Consider the following 19,064-nt stretch of genomic DNA (forward strand, 5'->3'; position numbering starts at 1 on the left):
CGTTGGATATGTCAAAGCGACGTAAACAATTATCGGATCAGGAGAAAGAGCTTTGGGCGCGGGTCGCTCAAACGGCTATTCCTATGCGCAATGCTCCTGTTGAAGCGCCACATATCATTTCGCAAAAACCCAAAGAGCGCGCCACGCAGCATCCTGCGATTTCCAAATTTCAGGTGGGCAGCCACGCACCGCAACGGCCCAAACCCCATGATTTGAAGCCCGATGTCCGCGCAGATGTGGCCAACGCACCTTTGATGATGGACCGCAAGTCATTTCAAACAATGAAACGGGGCAAACTAAGCCCTGAGGGACGCATTGATTTGCATGGTATGACATTGGCACAGGCGCACCCTGCCCTGACATCTTTTGTTATGAATGCCTTTGCAGATGGTAAACGGCTGGTCCTTATCATTACCGGCAAAGGAAAGATGCGCGATGAAGGCGGGCCGATGCCCGCGCGTTTTGGTGTTTTGCGTCATCAGGTGCCTGAGTGGTTGCGCATGGCACCGCTTGCGCAATGCGTTTTGCAGGTCACGGAAGCGCACCTGAAGCACGGTGGCTCAGGTGCATATTACGTTTATCTCAAGCGTCGGCGTTAAAGCACATACCGGCTTACATCGGTCGAGCGTGACAGCTCTCCCAGATGTGTTTCGACGAATGCCGCATCAACCGTGATGCTCTCGCCCGACCGATCAGGGGCTGTGAACGATAACTCCTCAAACACGCGTTCCAAAACTGTATAAAGGCGCCGCGCGCCGATGTTTTCGACGCTTTCATTCACCTCCGCGGCAATGTGGGCCAGCGCCTTGATCCCTTCTTCGGTGAAGGTGACTGTCACCTCTTCGGTCTGCATCAGCGCCGTATACTGACGCGTCAGCGCGTTGTCTGTTTCGGTCAGAATGCGTACAAAATCGTCCTCGGTCAGCGCGCGAAGTTCAACGCGAATGGGCAAACGCCCCTGAAGTTCGGGCAGCAGGTCAGACGGTTTTGCGATATGAAATGCACCAGAGGCAATGAACAGGATGTGATCCGTTTTGACGGGACCATATTTGGTGCTGACAGTGGTGCCTTCGATCAGCGGCAGAAGATCACGCTGAACACCTTCGCGGCTCACATCACCACCCCGTGCATCTGTGCGGGCGCACACCTTGTCGATTTCATCCAAAAAGACGATGCCACTGCTGGAAACAGACTCTAATGCGGCCTTATTCACCGTTTCATCGTCCAAAAGCTTGTCGGCTTCTTCGCCGATCAGAACATCATAGCTTTCCGCGACAGTCATCTTGCGGCGCACCGTCCGACCACCAAAGGCTTTGCCGAATATATCCCCAAGGTTCATCATGTTTCCCATGCCAGGCTGCCCGGGAATGTCCATCATCGGCATTTGCGGCGCGGCATCAGCCACCTCAAGCTCGATGATCGTGTCGTCCAAATCACCTGCGATCAGCTTTTTGCGAAACATCTCGCGCGTGCCGTCCCGCGCGTCCGAACCTGCAATCGCTTCGATTACACGGTCCTCGGCGGCACTCATCGCTTTGGCTTTGACGTCCTCGCGCATGGTTTCGCGTGTCAGGGCGATGGCAGCATCAACCAGATCACGGATGATCTGTTCTACATCGCGGCCCACATAGCCTACTTCGGTAAACTTGGTTGCCTCGACCTTAATGAAAGGCGCATTCGCAAGTCGCGCCAAGCGGCGGCTGATTTCCGTTTTGCCGACGCCAGTAGGTCCAATCATAAGAATGTTTTTTGGATATACCTCGTCGCGCAGATCATCGGCTAGCTGCTTGCGGCGCCAGCGATTGCGCAGCGCAACGGCAACAGCGCGTTTTGCATCGTTTTGACCAATGATGAAGCGATCAAGCTCGGATACGATTTCACGTGGGGTCAGGTCTGTCATGCTGAAATAGTCTCGATTGTGAGGTTGCCGTTTGTGTAAACGCAAATGTCTGCCGCAATGCCCATCGCCTTGCGCGCGATCTCTTCGGCGCTGGCATCGGTGTCCACAAGGGCGCGTGCAGCGGCCAAGGCGAAATTGCCGCCCGATCCGATGGCCGCGACATCATATTCGGGTTCAAGGACATCGCCTGCGCCCGTGATCACGAACAGGTCTTTGCCGTCAGATACGATCAACATTGCTTCCAGTTTTTGCAGATATTTATCGGTGCGCCAGTCCTTTGCCAGCTCAACAGATGCGCGTGCCAGCTGGCCTGGTGTGGCTTCCAGCTTTGCTTCCAGACGTTCAAGCAGGGTAAAGGCATCGGCGGTGGATCCCGCAAAGCCCGCGACAACATCGTAACCACCGGGGTTAAGGCGGCGCACTTTGCGCGCTGTGCCCTTCATGACGGTTTGGCCAACGCTGACCTGCCCGTCCCCTGCAATGACGACCTGCCCGTTTTTACGCACGCCAATAATTGTGGTGCCGTGCCAACCTGGAAATTCATCCGACATTATAAACCCTCTTTTGCTGCGATATATATGGCGTTGCGCTTTGCATGGCACAACCCCAACGAAAAAGCCCCCGCGATGTGCAGGGGCTTTGGGGTATTGCTCGCAAGGCGCAATGTTTTAGATCGCGTCTTCAATCCAGCTTTGCAGCGCGGCTTTTGGTGCCGCACCATTGCGGTTAGACACAACTTCGCCGTCCTTAAAGACAAACAGCGCTGGAATACCGCGCACGCCCATCGACGCTGCAGAATTCGGATTGGAGTCGACGTCAACTTTGACGATCTTCACCTTGCCATCCATCTCGGCCGAAAGCTCTTCCAAAGCCGGGCCGATTTGCTTGCACGGGCCGCACCATTCGGCCCAAAAATCTACAACAACAGGTACGTCCGAGTTGCGGACCTCTGCATCAAATGTTTCGTCTGTTACAGCGACAGTCGCCATTGGAAGTCTCCTAGGAAAAGTGCGGTTGAGGCGAACCTAAGTACGGCAAGCCACATCGTCAAGATAAGGTGGCTGACTGCAGCGCCTCCCGCATCATATTGTCAGGGATTTCCATCAGCGTTGCCGATTTGGTCCAAAGCAGCGCCGCTTTAACAGGCTTATCGGGATAGATTTGGCGCAACGCACTTTCATAGGCCCCCATTTGCCGCAAAAGACCAAGTGGAACATCGCTTACATTTTCGGGGACGACCTCGTTTGATTTGAAGTCAACAACCAACACGTGATCGGGACGGTCAATCAGCCGATCAATCGCGCCATGAATACGGATGTTATCCAACTCGGGCAGATATGCGGTCACATCTACCTCAGCCAGCGCCGTATCTGTGAACAGGAACGCCAGGTCAGGATGCTCCAGCACCTTATACGCGTGATCTTTAAGGATCGTCGCCTCCGCGCCTTCTGCAAAATCTTCTCCGCTGGTCATCAAAAACGTGGCGTGACTGTCCCAATGTTCGCGCGGCACAGAAGGCAGGTGTTCCAGCAAAAGATGGATCAACCGACCACGGCGTAGGGCGTTATCTTCGTCAACAGGGTCACCTGCCCTTGCGATGGCTTTCGCCCCACCCAGTTTTGATGGCGCAACGGTTTTCAACCGCTCCGCCGCGGCAGCGGGGCGCAGCCATAAATCAGCGGGCGCGGTCAGGGCGGTCACGGTTTGTTTGGGAATGGTCTTGGCCTTGGCGCCCCAATCGCCGAATTCATACCGCGTGACCGGTTCAGCGCCGATCATGGTGGAAGCGCCACCCAAAGTGACCGCCGCTTGTTTGACGCGGTCATACCATGTGCCTGCTTCATCGCCTTGTTTGGTCGACACGGCATCGATCATCAGCCATTTTTCAGCACGTGTAAGCGCCACATACAAAAGGCGTTCGCTTTCCTCGGCGTCTTTGGCATCCAGAAGCGCTTTTGCATCCAGCAGAATTTCTGGCGAGCCAGATTTGCTTGGGGGCCAAACGGCGCTGTCTTGGATGTTCATCGCCACAGGCATCGTGTTGCGCCCTGTGTGTTTGCCAGTTTCAGGCAAAATCACAATCGGTGCTTCCAGACCCTTGGCGCCATGTACCGTCATCACCCGAATTTCATTTTTCGGGCCATCATTCTGGCGCTTGATCTCAACCTCTTCCACCTGAAGCCATGTCAGAAATCCTGTCAAATGGGGAATATCGGTGCGCTCATAGCTTTGTGCCTGATCCAAAAGCGCATCAATGCCCTCTTCGGCCTGTTTCCCAAGCCGCGCGATCAGTTTTGTGCGCCCCCCATGACGCGTCAGCACACGTTCGATCAAATCATAGGGCCGCAGGAAATCAGCTTTGTCGCGCAAATCACGTAAAACAGAGACTGTTTCGGCGTAAAGCGCCTCGTTGTCTTGCAGCGCACGCCACAGGTAGACGCGATCTCCACGGTGATGGGCCAGGGTAAACAACATCTGTTCGGTCCACCCGAACAGCGGGGATTTCAGAACAGTAGCAAGGGAAAGATCATCTTCTGGTGTGACAAGAAAAGACAAAAGCGCGGTAAGGTCGGCCACGGCCGTTTCCCCACCGATTTTCAGCCGATCGGCGCCTGCAATTTTCAAACCCTGCTCTTTGCAGGCGCGGTTGATTTCGGCAAACAACTCCTTGCGGCGTCTCACAAGGATCAGAAAATCGCCTTCATGAACGGGCCGCATATATTGCGCGCCATCTTTTTCATCGGGGATCGTCGCGCCCGTCTCGATCAGGTATTTGATGCGCGCGGCAATGCGTTCGGCCAGCTTCACCTTTGCATCCGCGGGCGAAGTGCGATCAATCGGCGTATGCCAAGGGGGTTTTTCGGCGTCTTCGGGCTTCATTTCCAGTTCAAAGACATCAACCCGCCCCGGCAGCCTGTCTTTGAATGCCTTGTGCTGGACTGCGCCATCCATCGCGGCCTCTGCGCCAGTGGCAAACACCTCATCCACAACATTCAAAATCGCAGGTGATGACCGGAAAGAGTGTTTGAGTTGAATATCCGTAAAGGGTTTATCGATCGACGTCAGACGCCCCTCAAAAACAGATCGCATCCGCCCAAACCCAGAAGGGTCCGCCCCTTGGAACGAATAGATGGATTGCTTGGGATCGCCCACCACAAAAATGGTGCGCTCGACATCATCGCGCGCACCTTCCCCGCTGGTCATCTCTTGCGTCAGGCTTTCGATCACATCCCATTGCTCTGGGCTGGTGTCTTGCGCTTCATCCACCAGAATATGGTCAATACCGCCATCAAGCCTGAACAACACCCATTGCGCCATGCTTGGATCACGCAAAAGCGTTCGTGTTTTTTCGATCTGATCGTCAAAATCCAACCAGCCATTTCGATCCTTGGCCTTGGCGTATTCGGGCAGGAAAACGGTGGCAAAGGCATTGAGCGCCTGACTGCGTTTCTTGGTCAGTAAGGCCAACCTTCGGTTACGCGCGGCTTCTACACGCAGCATCAGGTTTTCGGTTTCTGTCCATAAATCGGGCGGCATCGCCTTTCGACAGTTTTTTGTCGGGAACCGATCAATTTTCGCGCCATATGGATTGCTGGCGCTGCCACCATACAAAAAGACGGACTCAAGCTGATCGATGGCTTGCAAATCAAACGTGCTAATGGCCCCAAGTATGGCGGCGGCTTTGTTGTCCGTAGGTGATCCGGTTTTCAAATGCGCCGCCAGACGGCGCAGGATATCTGCTTCCTGACCCAGAAAAACCTCAGCCAACAGGGCGGTTTCATCATAATTCTGGGGTAGCCCAAGAATACGATCAAAATCGATATTGGGCTGAAACAGAGCCTTTTTACCGATAATGGCCTTTGCCACTTGCTCGAAATCCTGATCCGAAAGATAGCTTGCGATACCATCAACCAGCCCACGATGCGGGCCAGATGCCATGTTTTCCAGGATGTCTTCTTGCAGCAGTTTGGCAGCGCGATCTTCAATTTCAGTGAACTGTGGCGCAACGCCTGCCTCAAGCGGGAAGCGCCGCAATATAGAGGCGCAGAAAGAGTGGATCGTCTGAATTTTCAAACCACCGGGGGCTTCAATCGCGCGGGCGAACAAACGACGCGCTTGTGCAAGATCAATGCCCGCCGCGTCAGCCCCAAGGCCCAGATCACGCAGCTCTGACTGTAGGTCTGCATCGGGCTTCATGGCCCAAGCGCCCAAGCGTTTGAACAAACGGTTTTGCATCTCGGAGGCAGCGGCTTTGGTATATGTCAGGCACAAGATGCGTTCAGGCGCCACACCCTTAAGCAGCAGTCGCGCCACACGGTCGGTCAAAACACGTGTCTTGCCCGATCCCGCATTGGCGGCGACCCAGGTTGAAACGGCAGGGCGTGCGGCCTGAATTTGCAACGCAGTCGCTTCATTTGGTGCGGTCATGTCAAATCCTCTGGCACAGCAGTGTCTGTTTCTGCCCATTCACCAAAACGCGACAGCCCGTCATAGGGGCTGTCATAGCCGTCCTTTTCCATCATGCGCCGTGCGGTGTAGCCTTGTGCGGGCAGATCATAAGCCGCAATCAGGTCTGTGACATCTTCTTCGATTGATTGACCCCATTCGGACTCGAGCGGGGCTGCAACAACAGGGGAACCTGTCCCAAGGCCAAGGAAAAACGCGCCTTGCACCTTCAACTTCGCCAGGTCCTTGAATGCGCCGTTTTCAAGCATCAAAACCTGAAGCAAAAGCTGGCGATCAAACACCTCTTGCTGGGCGACGGTGGGCGGCTTTCCCGTTTTGTAATCATAAAGAACGGCTTGGCCATCGTCGCTCAGATCAATGCGGTCCGCTTTGGCAGTGATCGTGAAGTCAACCTTCGGCAAATACATCTCGCCTTTCAGCTCGATACGCGCGGGGTGGGGAGAGGCCAGCTTGCGCCGTTCGGCTTCTGCGGTCAGGAAATCGTCAACCACCCGTTCAAACTTGGCAAACCAAAGCCGCTGGATGGCAGGCCAAGGCGCATCGCTGACGATTTCCTCTTCCGCCAGCCGCATCAGAAATGCGCGTTGATCCTCTGCCGCGTCGGGCGTTTCCTTGATGAACCGTTCCATCACCGTGTGCATGATTGTCCCGCGCATCGGCGCGTCAGGCGATTGCCTTAGCGGATCAAGCGGCTTTAGCTTCAGAATTTCGCTGGCATAAATATCGTAGGGGCTGCGCACCAGCGTTTTGAAACGCGTGACCGATAGTTTCCTCGGCCGGCTTGCCACAGGGGGGCGCGGCGAAGGGCGATGCGCAAGCCTTGTCACCTCACGCGGCGCCTCAAAATCGGCGGCATAGTCAAGCCAGACCTGACCGCGTGCGCGCATCTCATCAAGGGCTTGTAGGCCGTGGTTATCCTCAAGCCCGCCAATCAGGTTTGTCAGCCTGTTGATCCACCGTGATGGCACGGTTTCCGCATCGCTTGACCGCAAGGAACGGGTCATCACAACCTGTTTTGCGCCCATCGCGATTTGATAGTCATGTGCAGAAAGACCGATCTTGCGGTCTGGTGACAAAAGCCCGACATCCGCACGCATTTTCCGATTTAGCCAAGGATCAGGGGCAGGGGATGCAGGCCAACTTCCCTCGTTCAAACCAGACAGAACAACAACATCTGTGCCACCAATGCGTGCCTCCAGCGTGCCCCAGATCATCACATCAGAACGGGGCAAGGCCTCCTCACGCACCTCTTCATTGATGAAAACCTGCCGTAAAAACCCGCGATAGTCGAAGCCGGTAAAGTCACCGCCGTAGCCTGCATCTGCCTCAATCAACGCCATGACCTGGCGCGCTTTGCGCCCGTCATTTCCGCGCCATAGCGTTGCGGCGGCATCTTCTTGCGATCCACCCACCAGACGAAGTGCAATATCTTGGTGCGTTTTGACCATATCAGGCAAGGTTAGAGACTGTATCGCCATAAGCGCGTCAAGTGTGTCGGCAAGGTAGGCGGCCCATGTATCAATGCCGTTGTCCTTTGATTTTGCAGCCCAATCGATCAGATCCTGACCCACAGGAAACGGCATCCCCCTGCGGCGCACATCAAGTTCAAGATCACGGGTCCACCTAAGATGATTTCCGCGATCGCCGGCTTGCATCGTCAAAGGGTTCTTGAGCAAAGCCAACAACGCCTCGGAGGTTAATTTCTCTCCGATCAAATCGGCGACCTGCATCAAAAACCGTCCAGACGCAGTAAGCGGTAAGGCCACGCCAGCACTGTCGTCTGGCAAAATACGCCAGCGGTCCAGCGCGGCAGTCACTTGCCTGGCGATGCTGCGGTCCGGTGCAATCAAAGCGATGGATTTGCCGTCTTGGATGGTGCTGCGGATCAACGCGGCAATGGCTGTTGCCTCGCCGCGCATAGACGGGGCTTCGATAAGAGAAATATCGTTTGTAGCAGCGCGAAGATCACCAAGGTTTGGTCCCTCGACCATCCACTGATCCGTTGTCGGGGCAGGGCGAAGCGATAGGGACACCAGCTTGTGTCGCAATGGTGCATATGGCGTGGTGTCAGACCATGCCTTGAGCGTTCGAGGCGCAAGGCCCAACCGATCACAATAGGCCTTCAACCGATACTGCGGATGATCTTCGACCGCGCGGGTATCAGTCTCTAATCCATCCCAAACATGGTCTGGCATCCTATCATCGAAGCCGGGCAATATAACAGCGCCTTGCGGAAGGGTGGCGATGGCTTCCATCAATTTCGATGTTGTTCCACGCGATCCTGTAGACCCCGCCAGAATAATGGGATCTTCGGGGGGCGCCTCTTGCCAATCGGCAATCAAAGCATCCGCAATCATGTTTTGACGTGCGTCCGCATCGGGTTGTGTTTCAGCGGCCAGATAAGCCTCGACAATCGCCAGGAACGCCTTTGATCTGGCCCAATGCGCTGAATGTTCGGACACATCAATTGACTGGATCGATGCGGGATCAACGCCTTCGCTATGCGCCTCATCCATCAGTTTTGCCAAACTGTCGGCCAAATCAAAAACCGATGATCGTGGCGCAAGGTCGGGCGAAACGTCCAAAAGTTTTTCGATCAGTTGGGCCAGCTCCAAGCGTCGCTTGATTTTGGAAGTGGGCGGCGGCACGCGTTTCGCGTTTGGCGTAATGGCCACATCGGTCAGCAATCTGACGCGCGGCAACAGGCGGGCCGGCCCGGAATCAAAAAGCGCCATCACACGTTTTTGCATGCGCGCCGTGTTCACGATGACCGTTACCCGCGCCCAATCGGCCGGCGCCGCGTTGGCCAATCGGGCCTCAAGCCCTGCAACGATGCTTTGCGCAAAATCAATGCCGATCGGCATTTGAAAAACGCGGGGGTCTTTTTGCGGGGCGAACATCATTTGCGCAACATATCCTCTGCAATCTGGATGCCTTCGGGATGACCCACGTCGCACCAAGCGCCCTCATACACCAAGCCAAATAGTCTCTGTTCTTGCTGAAACCCCTCCCAAAGCCGCGAGATCGAAAATTTGGAATCTGTGATTTCGGTAAGGCCATCGGTCTTGATGATCTGAAGCCCGCTGTAAACAAATGGCCCGCCGCGGCGCAGCCGCCCTTCGGCGTCTATCTCGAAATCCCCGCCCGTATGACCAAAACAGCGATCAGGATGGACTAGCAACAAAAGCGCATCCATCTCATCTGGGTTCCAAGCCGCGCGCATGGACAGAACCGGATTTGCGCCCCGCCATACAGCATCGGTGTTCATTGTTAACACAGGGTCGCTTCCAAGCTGGCTAAGTGCCTTTTTCAGGCCGCCACCGGTTTCCAGAATGTGGTCGGTTTCATCAGAAACAGAGATACCACGCGCATCCAAATGTGCGGCCATCATCTTTGGAAAATAGTGGATATTGGCAACAATAGTGTCGAAATCTGCATCCTTGATATGGTCCCACGCATGATCAAAAAGCGGTTTTCCAGCAACCTTGATCAATGGTTTGGGACGATCCTTCGTTAACGCCTTCATCCGCGTGCCAAACCCCGCGGCGAACAGCATCACAGATTTGGGACTGTCGCACATTTGTCTTTGAGCCTTTGTAGAACATCAGAAGTCGGGGGCGGGAGCGTATCGGCGCAGACCGTGCGAAGCACCGCAAGCTTGGGATGCGCCAGATCGCGTTGCAGATGGTCCCAGACGCGGGGGATGAGATCGACATAATTGGGTTTGCCGAAATGCATGGACAGCCGCGCAAAAACCCCAAGGATACGCAGATTTCGTTGGGCCGCCTGCACCGCAAAGGCCGCGCGGAACGCCTCAAGATCGAAACCGCGTGTTTGCGCATAATAGACAAGCATGTCCTCTTGGGTTTCGCGGCTTACATCGCGCCGCGCGTCTTCCAAAAGCGAGGCAAGATCATACGCAGGGTTCCCGATGCGGGCATCTTGAAAGTCCAGCAAACCCACCCGCGAGACGCCATTTTCGTCGGGCAACCACAGCAGGTTTTCCGCATGATAATCGCGCTGGACCAAAACAGATGAACCGATGTGGGTATCCGCAATTTGTGTCTCTAACTCTGCGATAAGCGCTGATTTTTGATCAGCGCCAAAGTCATGATCCGCGCCCTTGGCATACCAGTCCAGCGCCAAGGCACCCAACTCGGGCATTGTTGTTTCATCATAGGGCAAAAGATCCGATGGCGGCGCGGCTTCATGCAGGGTGACCAACACGTCAACGGCGGCGCGGTAAAGCGTTGCTTCGCTTTCGGGCGTTTTGTCCAGAACGCGCGCAAACAGATCATCCCCAAGGTCTTCTAGCAAAACCAGGCCAGACGGTTCATCCCATGCAAAAACCTGAGGCGCGCGCAGGCCTACGCCCGTCAGATAGCGTGCGATCTCGACAAACGGGCGCGTCTCTTCGCCCTTGTCGCGTGGCGCATCCATCAAAACGGCTGTGCGCCCCGACCCGTTTTGAACGACACGTTCATACCGACGGTTCGAAGCATCGCCCGCCAAGAGAGACCGGGTCCCATCTGCCCAATCCGTCTGCTTTAGAAATGAATTGATCTGATCATTGCGCTGCATGCGATATCCCTGCCAACCGTTCGGCCCACGCCCGTTTATCGCCTGAAATGGTGATGTCCCGAGTCTGACTTCCCGCGTCGGCAAGCGCAACATGCAAAGCAGTCTGCGGCGCAAGGTTTCCCAAGCGATCTGGCCATTCGACCAGACAAATAGAGGTTTCAAATGCGTCCAGCAAACCGAGTTCTGCAATCTCGAACGGGTCATTGATACGGTAAAGATCACAGTGCCAAACCTCGCCACTTCCGGTGTCGTAGGTTTGGATTAATGTGAAAGTGGGGCTAGGGACATCTTCGGGCGTGTCTTGCAGGGATTGAATAAGCGCACGACAAAAAAGGGACTTTCCTGCGCCCACCGGACCTTCGAACAGCAGGCAATCGCCCGCACGAAGTTTCTGCCCTAACGCCTGGGCTATGTCGGCGGTGTTTTGTGGGGAATGGCTTTGAAGCGTGATACGGTGTGACGACATGGGCGTGACTTTATAGGTCACACCAAGGGTCGCAAGGTCTTGCTATTGGGTAAGTTCGATCGTGCGGGCCCTTGTTGGAAGTTCGCTGGTCATGAAGCCAACAACAAAACGCCCATCCGCAAGTGGCGTCATCCGCAGCGCGGTTTGTGTGCCATCCTTCATCTGGATTTGATCGGTCCAAGCCTCGCGGTTGGCGGCCCCGTTCAGGCAATCGCGGATATCACCCCAAAGCGGTGTGGGGTCAGACAGCTCCGCCCAATGCCGCGTGCAATCCGTTACCGTCATTTGGCCGAAGGCTGCATCTGGATCAACCTTCCACATCGTGCGGTAAGCGGCGTTACAGAAGGTAAGCGCCCCTGATGGATCAAACACGGCAATCGCTTCGGGACTGGCATCCAGGATTGCGCGATGCTGTTCAATCGCGCTTCTGTTTTTGCGGGTTGATGACACCTGCTGTGTGACGTCTTCAAACATCAGGGTAATCGCCCCTTCTGAATGAGGTTTGGCCGTGACCTGAAAGGTGGATCCGTTTGGAATGTCCCATGTCTGGCAAATGGGTTCGATGCTGTCTTGGGTGCCGATGGACAAAAAACCGTCCCGCCATTCCGCATATGCCTTTTGTTCGGGAAGCATGCGCAACTCGCGCATTTTATCAAAGAACGCGGGCATTTTCGGTCGTCCGATCAGCATGTCGACGGGCATGTTCAAAAGATCAGACAGCGCGGGGTTAAAGAGTGTCAATTCCCGGTCGCGGTTGAAAATTGCAAGGCCCGTTGGCAATTCTGCGAAGGTTTTGGTGAGGGTCTGGACAAAGTCATGCAGCGATCGTTCTGCCTTTACGATCTCGTCGGCGGGGCAGGCAAAAAACAGATAGGATTCATCGTGGTGCACGCAGGTCACATCAAACCACTGTTCCTGCCCTTCCGTGATTTTAAGGCGTCTTGTCGCCGCGCCACCGCGGGCATTTTTGATCGTTTCGGTGGCGAACAAAGGTGGCAATGGCCATGTGCGCAAATCAGCCTGCTGCGCTGAAATGCGCCCCAGATAGGCATCATTCGCCCAGATCACATCGCTATCGCTGCTTTCCTGCCAAAGCAGGTAGGGGGCGTTTTTAACTGTGGCCCGCAGCAATGTCAGCTCGCTTTGCGCACCCGTCGGGGCAGATGGGTCTGCATTATGGTGAAGGGCGATGCGTGTAAGCCCCTCCCAAGCCTCAAGACACAAGGTGTTGTTTGGATGGCTGGGCGACGAAAGGGTGATGTTCTGGGCATCAAGAGGAGAGGCCAAAATTTCACCAATCTGCGGAAACATGAGTGACAGCTGCGCAAGCAGCGTATCAAAATCGTTTGTTTGGTGCGGGCCGTTGCGCAAATACCCTTCCGCACTGTCCGTTGCATCAAGGATCCGGTCGCCATCCACAATCCAGACCGTTTCTTGCGCCGCCTCGCTTACCATCAACCGTGCCGAGACGCGTTTGGGTGTCGTGGCATAATAGACGCGATACGCCAGTCCTGCGCCAATCATGGCACCTATCACACCAACCGCAGCCCAAATACCAAGCGACACCGTTCCAAATCCTTACCAAAGGTTTCGATGCCCCTTTGGTAGCGCAAATTGCTTAATGCCGTCTTAACGTCAGATTTCGAGAGGTTGGTTCCGACCCAACGCAGGCGATGCACCACCCAATCGGCTTACAATTTTTTCCACGGGCCAGACCACCTCGACAATCGCGCCGCTTTGTTCCGGCACCTCGCTTGAGGTCAGGAACGGGTCGGTGCCATTGGCAAACCGCAGTTTCGCACCAGAGGTTTCCAGAAGGGTTTTGGCGATGAACAGGCCAAGCCCCATCCCCTCATAACCCGGGCGCGCAGAAGATGTGTTTTCAGCCCGTCTGCGCACAAAAGGATCCCCGATACGGTTAAACACCTGACTGGAAAACCCGTCGCCATCATCAACGATGCGGATTTTGATATTCTGATCGCTCCAGTCGCCCTCTATCCAGATTTGCGTGTCAGAAAAGTCGACGGCGTTCTGGATCAGATTGCGCATACCGTGAATAACTTCTGGCTTCCTGAAAATTGTAGGTTGGGCAAGGTCAGGGTCGAAACTGGACAGAAAATCGAAATGAATGGTCTTGCCGCGGTCCAAATGCGGTTCGGCGGCTTCGCGCATCACAGCAGACAAAGGGGCCGTGCGCAGGTGCAGATCATCATTTCCCGCACGCCCCATGGACCGCAGGATATCGCGGCAGCGATCCGCCTGATCACGGATAAGGGCGGCATCGTCGCGCAGATCCTCGTTATCACCCAGTTCGTCTATCAATTCCTGACTGACCAGCTTGATGGTTGCCAACGGTGTGCCAAGCTCGTGCGCTGTGGCGGCAACAACCGCGCCCAGATCTGTCATCTTTTGCCCACGGGCAAGCGCCATTTGCGTGGCCACCAATGCTTCTGACATATCATTCATTTCTTCCGTCACGCGGCGGGCGTAGAGCGCGATGAACACAATCCCGATGGCCATCGCCGACCAAAAGCCGAACAAAAGCACCTGTGGCATCCGGTGGATAAACCCGTTTTCGGTGCGAAGCGGAAAGTGGAAAAACGCCAATAGCGTAACAAAGATCAACGCAATCATACCCAAAACAACCGTCTCGCGCCCACCCAATGCGGTGGCCGAAATCGTCACAGGCGCCAACAGCAGCAGGGCAAACGGATTGTTCAAACCCCCGGTCAGGAACAGCAAAAACGACAGTTGTGCCAGATCGAACAGGATCATGAAAAAGGCTTCGTTTTCATTCAGCCGTTTGTTTTCGGGAAATATGAAAACCGCCAAAAGGTTTGCCATGACGGATACGCCAATCGCAAAAAAGCAAAAGGCCAGCTCCAACTGCAAATCGAAATAGCGTTGCCCCGCGACAATGGCGGTCATCTGCCCTGCAATCGCAAGCCATCTGAGGAAAATCAGCGTGCGCAGCCGCAGCCAGTTTGAATTCCCGACCTTCGAAAAACGGCGGGATTGTTCTGCACCTGATTGTGATGTGGTCTGTGACCCAAAGTCGCTTTGCATGGTATAAGTCTTAGCCTAAATCAAACGGTGAGAAAGCCAAAGATTGTAGGAGATGACTTAATGGCCAAGGGTTTTGCGATTGCCGCAGGCGTTTCTGTGACAGGGCTGGTTATTGCAGGCGTCTTGGCGGCAACTGTCATGGCGCCAAAAAACCGGTTTGAGGCTTGCAATATCGCCGCGGTTGCAGGTGATAAAATCGGTGGTCCGTTTGAACTGGTGAACGCCCAAGGCCAGACAGTGACCGACGCGGATGTGATAACACAACCCAGTCTTTTGTATTTTGGCTATACCTTCTGCCCCGACGTCTGCCCGCTGGACGTGGCGCGCAACGTTGAGGCGATCGATATTCTGGCCGAACAGGGCACGCAGGTGCAGCCTGTCTTCATCTCAATCGATCCTGGACGCGACACGCCCGAGGTGGTGGGTGACTTTGCAAGCAACATGCACCCCAAGATGGTGGGGTTGACCGGCAGCGAAGATCAGGTGGCAGCCGCGTCTCAAACATACCGCACCTTTTATCAAAAGCAGGAAGGCGATCCTGACTATTATCTCGTGAACCACTCCACCATGAGTTATCTGGTTTTGCCCGAAGAAGGCTTTGTTCAGGTGTTCTCGCGTGAGTTGCGCCCAGATCAAATGGCTGAACAGCTAGCCTGTGTGCTTGAGAATGTTTGACCTTTACAACTAACTGGCCTTAGTCTGATGAAATAACAATAATCGACAAGTCGGGAGGGACTCATGTCGAATACTGAACTACGCGATATTGGCGAAGATAAATCACTTCTCTTGGTAGATGACGACGAACCGTTTCTGCGGCGTCTGGCCAAAGCGATGGAAAAGCGTGGTTTTGAGGTGGAGACATCCGAGAGCGTTGCAGGCGGCAAAGCTATCGCAACAGCACGTCCTCCTGCCTATGCCGTGGTTGATCTGCGTCTTGAGGACGGCAACGGTTTGGACGTGGTCGAAGTGTTACGCGAAAAACGCCCTGATGCGCGTATTGTCGTGTTAACAGGCTACGGCGCGATTGCCACAGCCGTGGCCGCCGTCAAAATTGGCGCAACGGATTATCTGTCGAAACCCGCTGACGCCAACGACATCACCAATGCGCTTCTGTCGCCAGATGACGAGCTACCGCCGCCACCAGAAAACCCGATGTCGGCCGATCGCGTGCGCTGGGAACACATCCAACGCGTTTACGAGCTGTGTGATCGTAACGTTTCGGAAACCGCACGCCGTCTGAACATGCACCGTCGCACCTTGCAGCGCATCCTGGCCAAACGCAGCCCGCGCTAGTTACAGCGTCAGACGTTTGAAAATCCGGTCAATCGGTTTGCCGTTGCGGGTTGCGTCATTTTTCATGCGCTTCCAATCGGTGAACCCAACAGCTGAATAATAGGCCAGGCCCGGCACATTATCTTCAGTGATCTTGGCCACGATATGGGTAAAACCTTTGGCCTTCGCATCCGCTTTCGTCGCCGCAATCAACGCGCGTCCCACACCTTTGACGGGGGTGCGCTGATCAGCAAATGTGCCCACTGAAATGCGGTGTTCGCCATCGTCAAAGCCCCCCTGAAACCCGACAACGCGCTGGCCATCCAAAGCCACAAAACATGTGGCCGTTTCGCCAATGTAATGCGCAGCAAACGCTTCAACCGTATATGGTGCTTCATAAGCGGTCGTGCCGCCCAGCGCGATGGTGTGGTTCAGCAACTCTGTGCAAGCGGCGGCATCGCCCATCTCGATTTCGCGCACGTGGATCATCCCATCGCCTCCAGCAATTCAGCATGCCGCGCCGTGAAATCGGCCCGCACCAGCGGGGCAGGGCGCAGCACAATGTCCAACCCTTCGGTCAACGCCATATCAGGCCGCCCGAAAAACTTATCCGCTTCGGCCTCTGAAAACCCTGCGATTTGCACCGCCTCCATCCATGCACTCACGCGGTCGGCTTTCTTGATCTGCTTTTTTACCGCGGCAGGCACCTTGGCAGGCAGGCCGAACCGAATATGGATCGCTGCTTCCAACCGCTCGTCCAGTGCACCGTAGCCCGGACCAACGGCCGCCTTCACAGGACTGATCATATCGCCGATCACATATTCAGGCGCATCATGCAGCAATGCGGCCAGCTTCCATTTGGCGGGGGCTTTGGGCACCATCCGCCCAAACAATACCTCAACCAGCAGCGAATGTTCCGCCACCGAATAGGCATAGTCCCCGATTGTTTGCCCGTTCCAACGCGCAACAAAGGCCAGCCCATGGGCAATATCTTCGATCTCGATATCTACGGGCGTTGGGTCCAGCAGGTCCAACCTGCGCCCCGATAACATCCGCTGCCATGCCCGTGGTTGCTTCATCATTTTTTACCCTACCAAATCGCGCCAGAATCTAAGGCGCGTCTGCCGCATTGTCGAGACGGGGCAGGGGTGCTATCTGCCCACCCAAACGACTTACCCAAAAAGCGAGGCCACCATGGCAAACGACTATATCGTCAAAGACATTTCGCTGGCTGACTATGGCCGCAAAGAACTTGATATCGCAGAAACAGAGATGCCGGGCCTTATGGCGCTGCGCGAAGAATACGGCGAAGAACAACCGCTCAAGGGCGCGCGCATCGTTGGTTCGTTGCATATGACAATCCAGACTGCCGTTCTGATCGAAACGCTGGTCGCGCTTGGCGCCGATGTGCGTTGGGCGTCTTGCAACATCTTTTCCACCCAAGATCACGCGGCAGCGGCGATTGCCGAAGGTGGCACGCCCGTCTTTGCGATCAAGGGCCAGTCGCTCGAAGAACACTGGGACTACCTTGATAAGTCCTTCATGTTCCCCGAAGGTGCGAACCTGATCCTTGATGATGGGGGCGATGCGACGCTTTATGTTCTTCTGGGCGCACGCGCCGAAGCAGGCGAGGAGATTATCCCCGTTCCGCAATCCGAAGAAGAAGAAGTGATCAAAAAGCAGATCATGAAGCGCATGAAAGAAAGCCCCGGTTGGTTCACCAAAACCCGCGATGCCATCAAAGGTGTTTCGGAAGAAACCACCACGGGTGTTCACCGCCTTTATGAATTGCACCGCGATGGGCAACTGCCCTTCCCTGCGATCAATGTGAACGACTCGGTCACGAAATCGAAGTTCGACAACAAATATGGCTGCAAGGAATCGTTGGTCGATGGCATCCGCCGCGCCACCGATACCATGATGGCAGGCAAGGTTGCCGTGGTCATGGGCTACGGCGATGTCGGCAAAGGATCGGCCGCGTCCTTGCGCGGCGCTGGCGCGCGCGTGAAAGTGACCGAAGTTGATCCGATCTGTGCGCTTCAGGCTGCGATGGACGGGTTCGAAGTTGTCTTGCTCGAAGACGTGGTTGGCGATGCCGACATCTTTATCACCACCACTGGCAACAAAGACGTCATCCGCATCGAACATATGCGCGAGATGAAAGACATGGCGATCGTTGGCAACATCGGCCACTTCGATAATGAGATTCAGGTCGCCGCCCTGAAAAACCACAAATGGACCAACATCAAAGAACAGGTCGACATGATCGAAATGCCAAACGGCAATCGTCTGATCCTTCTGTCCGAAGGCCGTCTGTTGAACCTTGGTAACGCCACGGGCCACCCGTCCTTCGTGATGTCGGCATCCTTTACCAATCAGGTTCTGGCCCAGATGGAACTGTGGCTGCGTGGGGATGAATACGGTAACGAAGTCTACATCCTGCCCAAACATCTGGACGAAAAAGTTGCGCGCTTGCACCTCAAACGGATCGGCGTGAAACTCTCGACGCTCGATCCTGAGCAGGCTGCGTATATTGGTGTGAAACCCGAAGGCCCGTTCAAGCCCGAACACTACCGCTACTGACCCTGTCAAGCACCGTGCGTTGTAACACGCAACGCGCGGTGCACTGTCAGCCAAGTGTCTGACGCATTGCCATACGCCCAGCAGACGCTAGGCCATACATCGATTTTTGGCGAAAATTTTTTCCTTTGAGTTGGCACATTTAGCTATTAACGTTTGGTTCAAGCAGCCCAGGGTGGGGTGCATTCTATAGGTAGGAGAAACCTTATGGGCAAACGTGATGATCTGATCGCAAAGTATGCAGATGACCTTAAAAATAAATGCGGTATGACCCCCGACATGGACCTTTTGACAAAGGTTACTATCGGATGTGGTCCAGCAATCTACAACGCCGACGCATCGACAGTTGCAGCTGGTCAAGACTCTGAGCTTGAAACAGTGAAGCAGAACTTCCTGATCAAAAAACTCGGCCTCGCTGACGGCCCCCAACTGATGGAAGCCATCAACTCGGTCCTCGACACATATGGCCGTTCAGAGCGCAACAAATACCGCGCTGTCGTCTACTACATGCTGACAAAGCACTTCGGCAAAGAAAGCGTCTACGGCTAAGCCTAACACGTTGAATAGACAACAAAAAAGCCCGTAGGTCGCCTGCGGGTTTTTTTGCTCTGTCGTATTTGAAACGGATTTTAAGTGCTCTTTTCTTGCGTGATACAAGGCTTTCACGCTAAGCATAGACCACGGCCAAGAATGGTTCGGACCTTCAAAATTCAGACACGTGTGGTGCTAGGG

Annotated in this window: 17 protein-coding genes; 5 read left to right on the forward strand and 12 right to left on the reverse strand. The window is 54.9% G+C overall.

Annotated features, from left to right (window positions below):
- Nucleotides 1–8 precede the first annotated feature (8 nt).
- Entirely contained in the window at nucleotides 9–599 is a 591-nt protein-coding gene (locus L1065_RS07740; RefSeq protein ID WP_237094890.1) for a Smr/MutS family protein, read from the forward strand.
- Here the strand turns inward: L1065_RS07740 and hslU are convergent.
- From hslU to regB, 10 genes are all read right to left on the reverse strand, one after another.
- Nucleotides 596–1,900 carry an ATP-dependent protease ATPase subunit HslU gene (gene hslU, locus L1065_RS07745; RefSeq protein WP_237094891.1) on the reverse strand — a complete coding sequence of 435 codons (1,305 nt, stop codon included), beginning with the start codon at nucleotides 1,898–1,900 and terminating at the stop codon, nucleotides 596–598. The genes L1065_RS07740 and hslU overlap by 4 nt on opposite strands.
- A complete protein-coding gene (gene hslV / locus L1065_RS07750) occupies nucleotides 1,897–2,454 on the reverse strand; it encodes an ATP-dependent protease subunit HslV (RefSeq protein ID WP_370641160.1) in 558 nt (185 codons plus the stop codon). The genes hslU and hslV overlap by 4 nt, the downstream gene beginning before the upstream one ends.
- Nucleotides 2,455–2,568: 114 nt before the next feature.
- Complete coding sequence (gene trxA, locus L1065_RS07755; RefSeq protein WP_237094893.1) at nucleotides 2,569–2,889, reverse strand: thioredoxin; 321 nt, start codon at nucleotides 2,887–2,889, stop codon at nucleotides 2,569–2,571.
- A 58-nt stretch (nucleotides 2,890–2,947) separates the two neighbouring features.
- The gene (addA, locus tag L1065_RS07760) at nucleotides 2,948–6,328 is read right to left on the reverse strand and encodes a double-strand break repair helicase AddA (protein WP_237094894.1); all 3,381 of its coding nucleotides are present in this window, start codon (nucleotides 6,326–6,328) and stop codon (nucleotides 2,948–2,950) included.
- A complete protein-coding gene (addB, locus tag L1065_RS07765; protein WP_237094895.1) occupies nucleotides 6,325–9,270 on the reverse strand; it encodes a double-strand break repair protein AddB in 2,946 nt (981 codons plus the stop codon). The genes addA and addB overlap by 4 nt, the downstream gene beginning before the upstream one ends.
- Nucleotides 9,267–9,947, reverse strand: coding sequence for a nucleotidyltransferase family protein (locus L1065_RS07770; protein ID WP_237094896.1), 681 nt, complete (start codon nucleotides 9,945–9,947; stop codon nucleotides 9,267–9,269). The genes addB and L1065_RS07770 overlap by 4 nt, the downstream gene beginning before the upstream one ends.
- Entirely contained in the window at nucleotides 9,923–10,948 is a 1,026-nt protein-coding gene (locus L1065_RS07775; protein ID WP_237094897.1) for an aminoglycoside phosphotransferase family protein, read from the reverse strand. The genes L1065_RS07770 and L1065_RS07775 overlap by 25 nt, the downstream gene beginning before the upstream one ends.
- Nucleotides 10,935–11,414, reverse strand: a complete 480-nt coding sequence (gene tsaE, locus L1065_RS07780) for a tRNA (adenosine(37)-N6)-threonylcarbamoyltransferase complex ATPase subunit type 1 TsaE (protein WP_237094898.1) — start codon at nucleotides 11,412–11,414, stop codon at nucleotides 10,935–10,937. Before tsaE ends, L1065_RS07775 begins: the two co-directional genes overlap by 14 nt.
- Before the next feature lie 42 nt (nucleotides 11,415–11,456).
- Nucleotides 11,457–12,980 (reverse strand): PAS-domain containing protein, encoded by a 1,524-nt coding sequence (locus L1065_RS07785; protein ID WP_237094899.1) that lies wholly within the window; start codon nucleotides 12,978–12,980, stop codon nucleotides 11,457–11,459.
- Nucleotides 12,981–13,049: 69 nt separating this feature from the next.
- The gene (regB, locus tag L1065_RS07790; protein ID WP_237094900.1) at nucleotides 13,050–14,480 is read right to left on the reverse strand and encodes a sensor histidine kinase RegB; all 1,431 of its coding nucleotides are present in this window, start codon (nucleotides 14,478–14,480) and stop codon (nucleotides 13,050–13,052) included.
- A gap of 60 nt (nucleotides 14,481–14,540) precedes the next feature.
- On the opposite strand from regB, the gene L1065_RS07795 reads away from it, so the two are divergent.
- Complete coding sequence (locus L1065_RS07795) at nucleotides 14,541–15,155, forward strand: SCO family protein (RefSeq protein ID WP_237094901.1); 615 nt, start codon at nucleotides 14,541–14,543, stop codon at nucleotides 15,153–15,155.
- Nucleotides 15,156–15,218: 63 nt separating this feature from the next.
- The gene (locus tag L1065_RS07800) at nucleotides 15,219–15,773 is read left to right on the forward strand and encodes an ActR/PrrA/RegA family redox response regulator transcription factor (protein ID WP_237094902.1); all 555 of its coding nucleotides are present in this window, start codon (nucleotides 15,219–15,221) and stop codon (nucleotides 15,771–15,773) included.
- On the opposite strand, the gene L1065_RS07805 is transcribed toward L1065_RS07800, so the two are convergent.
- Entirely contained in the window at nucleotides 15,774–16,241 is a 468-nt protein-coding gene (locus L1065_RS07805; RefSeq protein ID WP_237094903.1) for a GNAT family N-acetyltransferase, read from the reverse strand.
- The gene (locus L1065_RS07810; RefSeq protein ID WP_237094904.1) at nucleotides 16,238–16,834 is read right to left on the reverse strand and encodes an HD family hydrolase; all 597 of its coding nucleotides are present in this window, start codon (nucleotides 16,832–16,834) and stop codon (nucleotides 16,238–16,240) included. Before L1065_RS07810 ends, L1065_RS07805 begins: the two co-directional genes overlap by 4 nt.
- A gap of 112 nt (nucleotides 16,835–16,946) precedes the next feature.
- On the opposite strand from L1065_RS07810, the gene ahcY reads away from it, so the two are divergent.
- On the forward strand, nucleotides 16,947–18,335 hold the full coding sequence (gene ahcY, locus L1065_RS07815) for an adenosylhomocysteinase (protein ID WP_237094905.1): 1,389 nt from the start codon (nucleotides 16,947–16,949) through the stop codon (nucleotides 18,333–18,335).
- Between the two features lie 204 nt (nucleotides 18,336–18,539).
- Entirely contained in the window at nucleotides 18,540–18,881 is a 342-nt protein-coding gene (locus L1065_RS07820; RefSeq protein ID WP_237094906.1) for a DUF2853 family protein, read from the forward strand.
- The last annotated feature ends 183 nt before the right edge of the window (nucleotides 18,882–19,064 follow it).

The organism is Nereida sp. MMG025, assembly GCF_021654165.1.
In the GTDB taxonomy this organism is placed as follows: domain Bacteria; phylum Pseudomonadota; class Alphaproteobacteria; order Rhodobacterales; family Rhodobacteraceae; genus Nereida.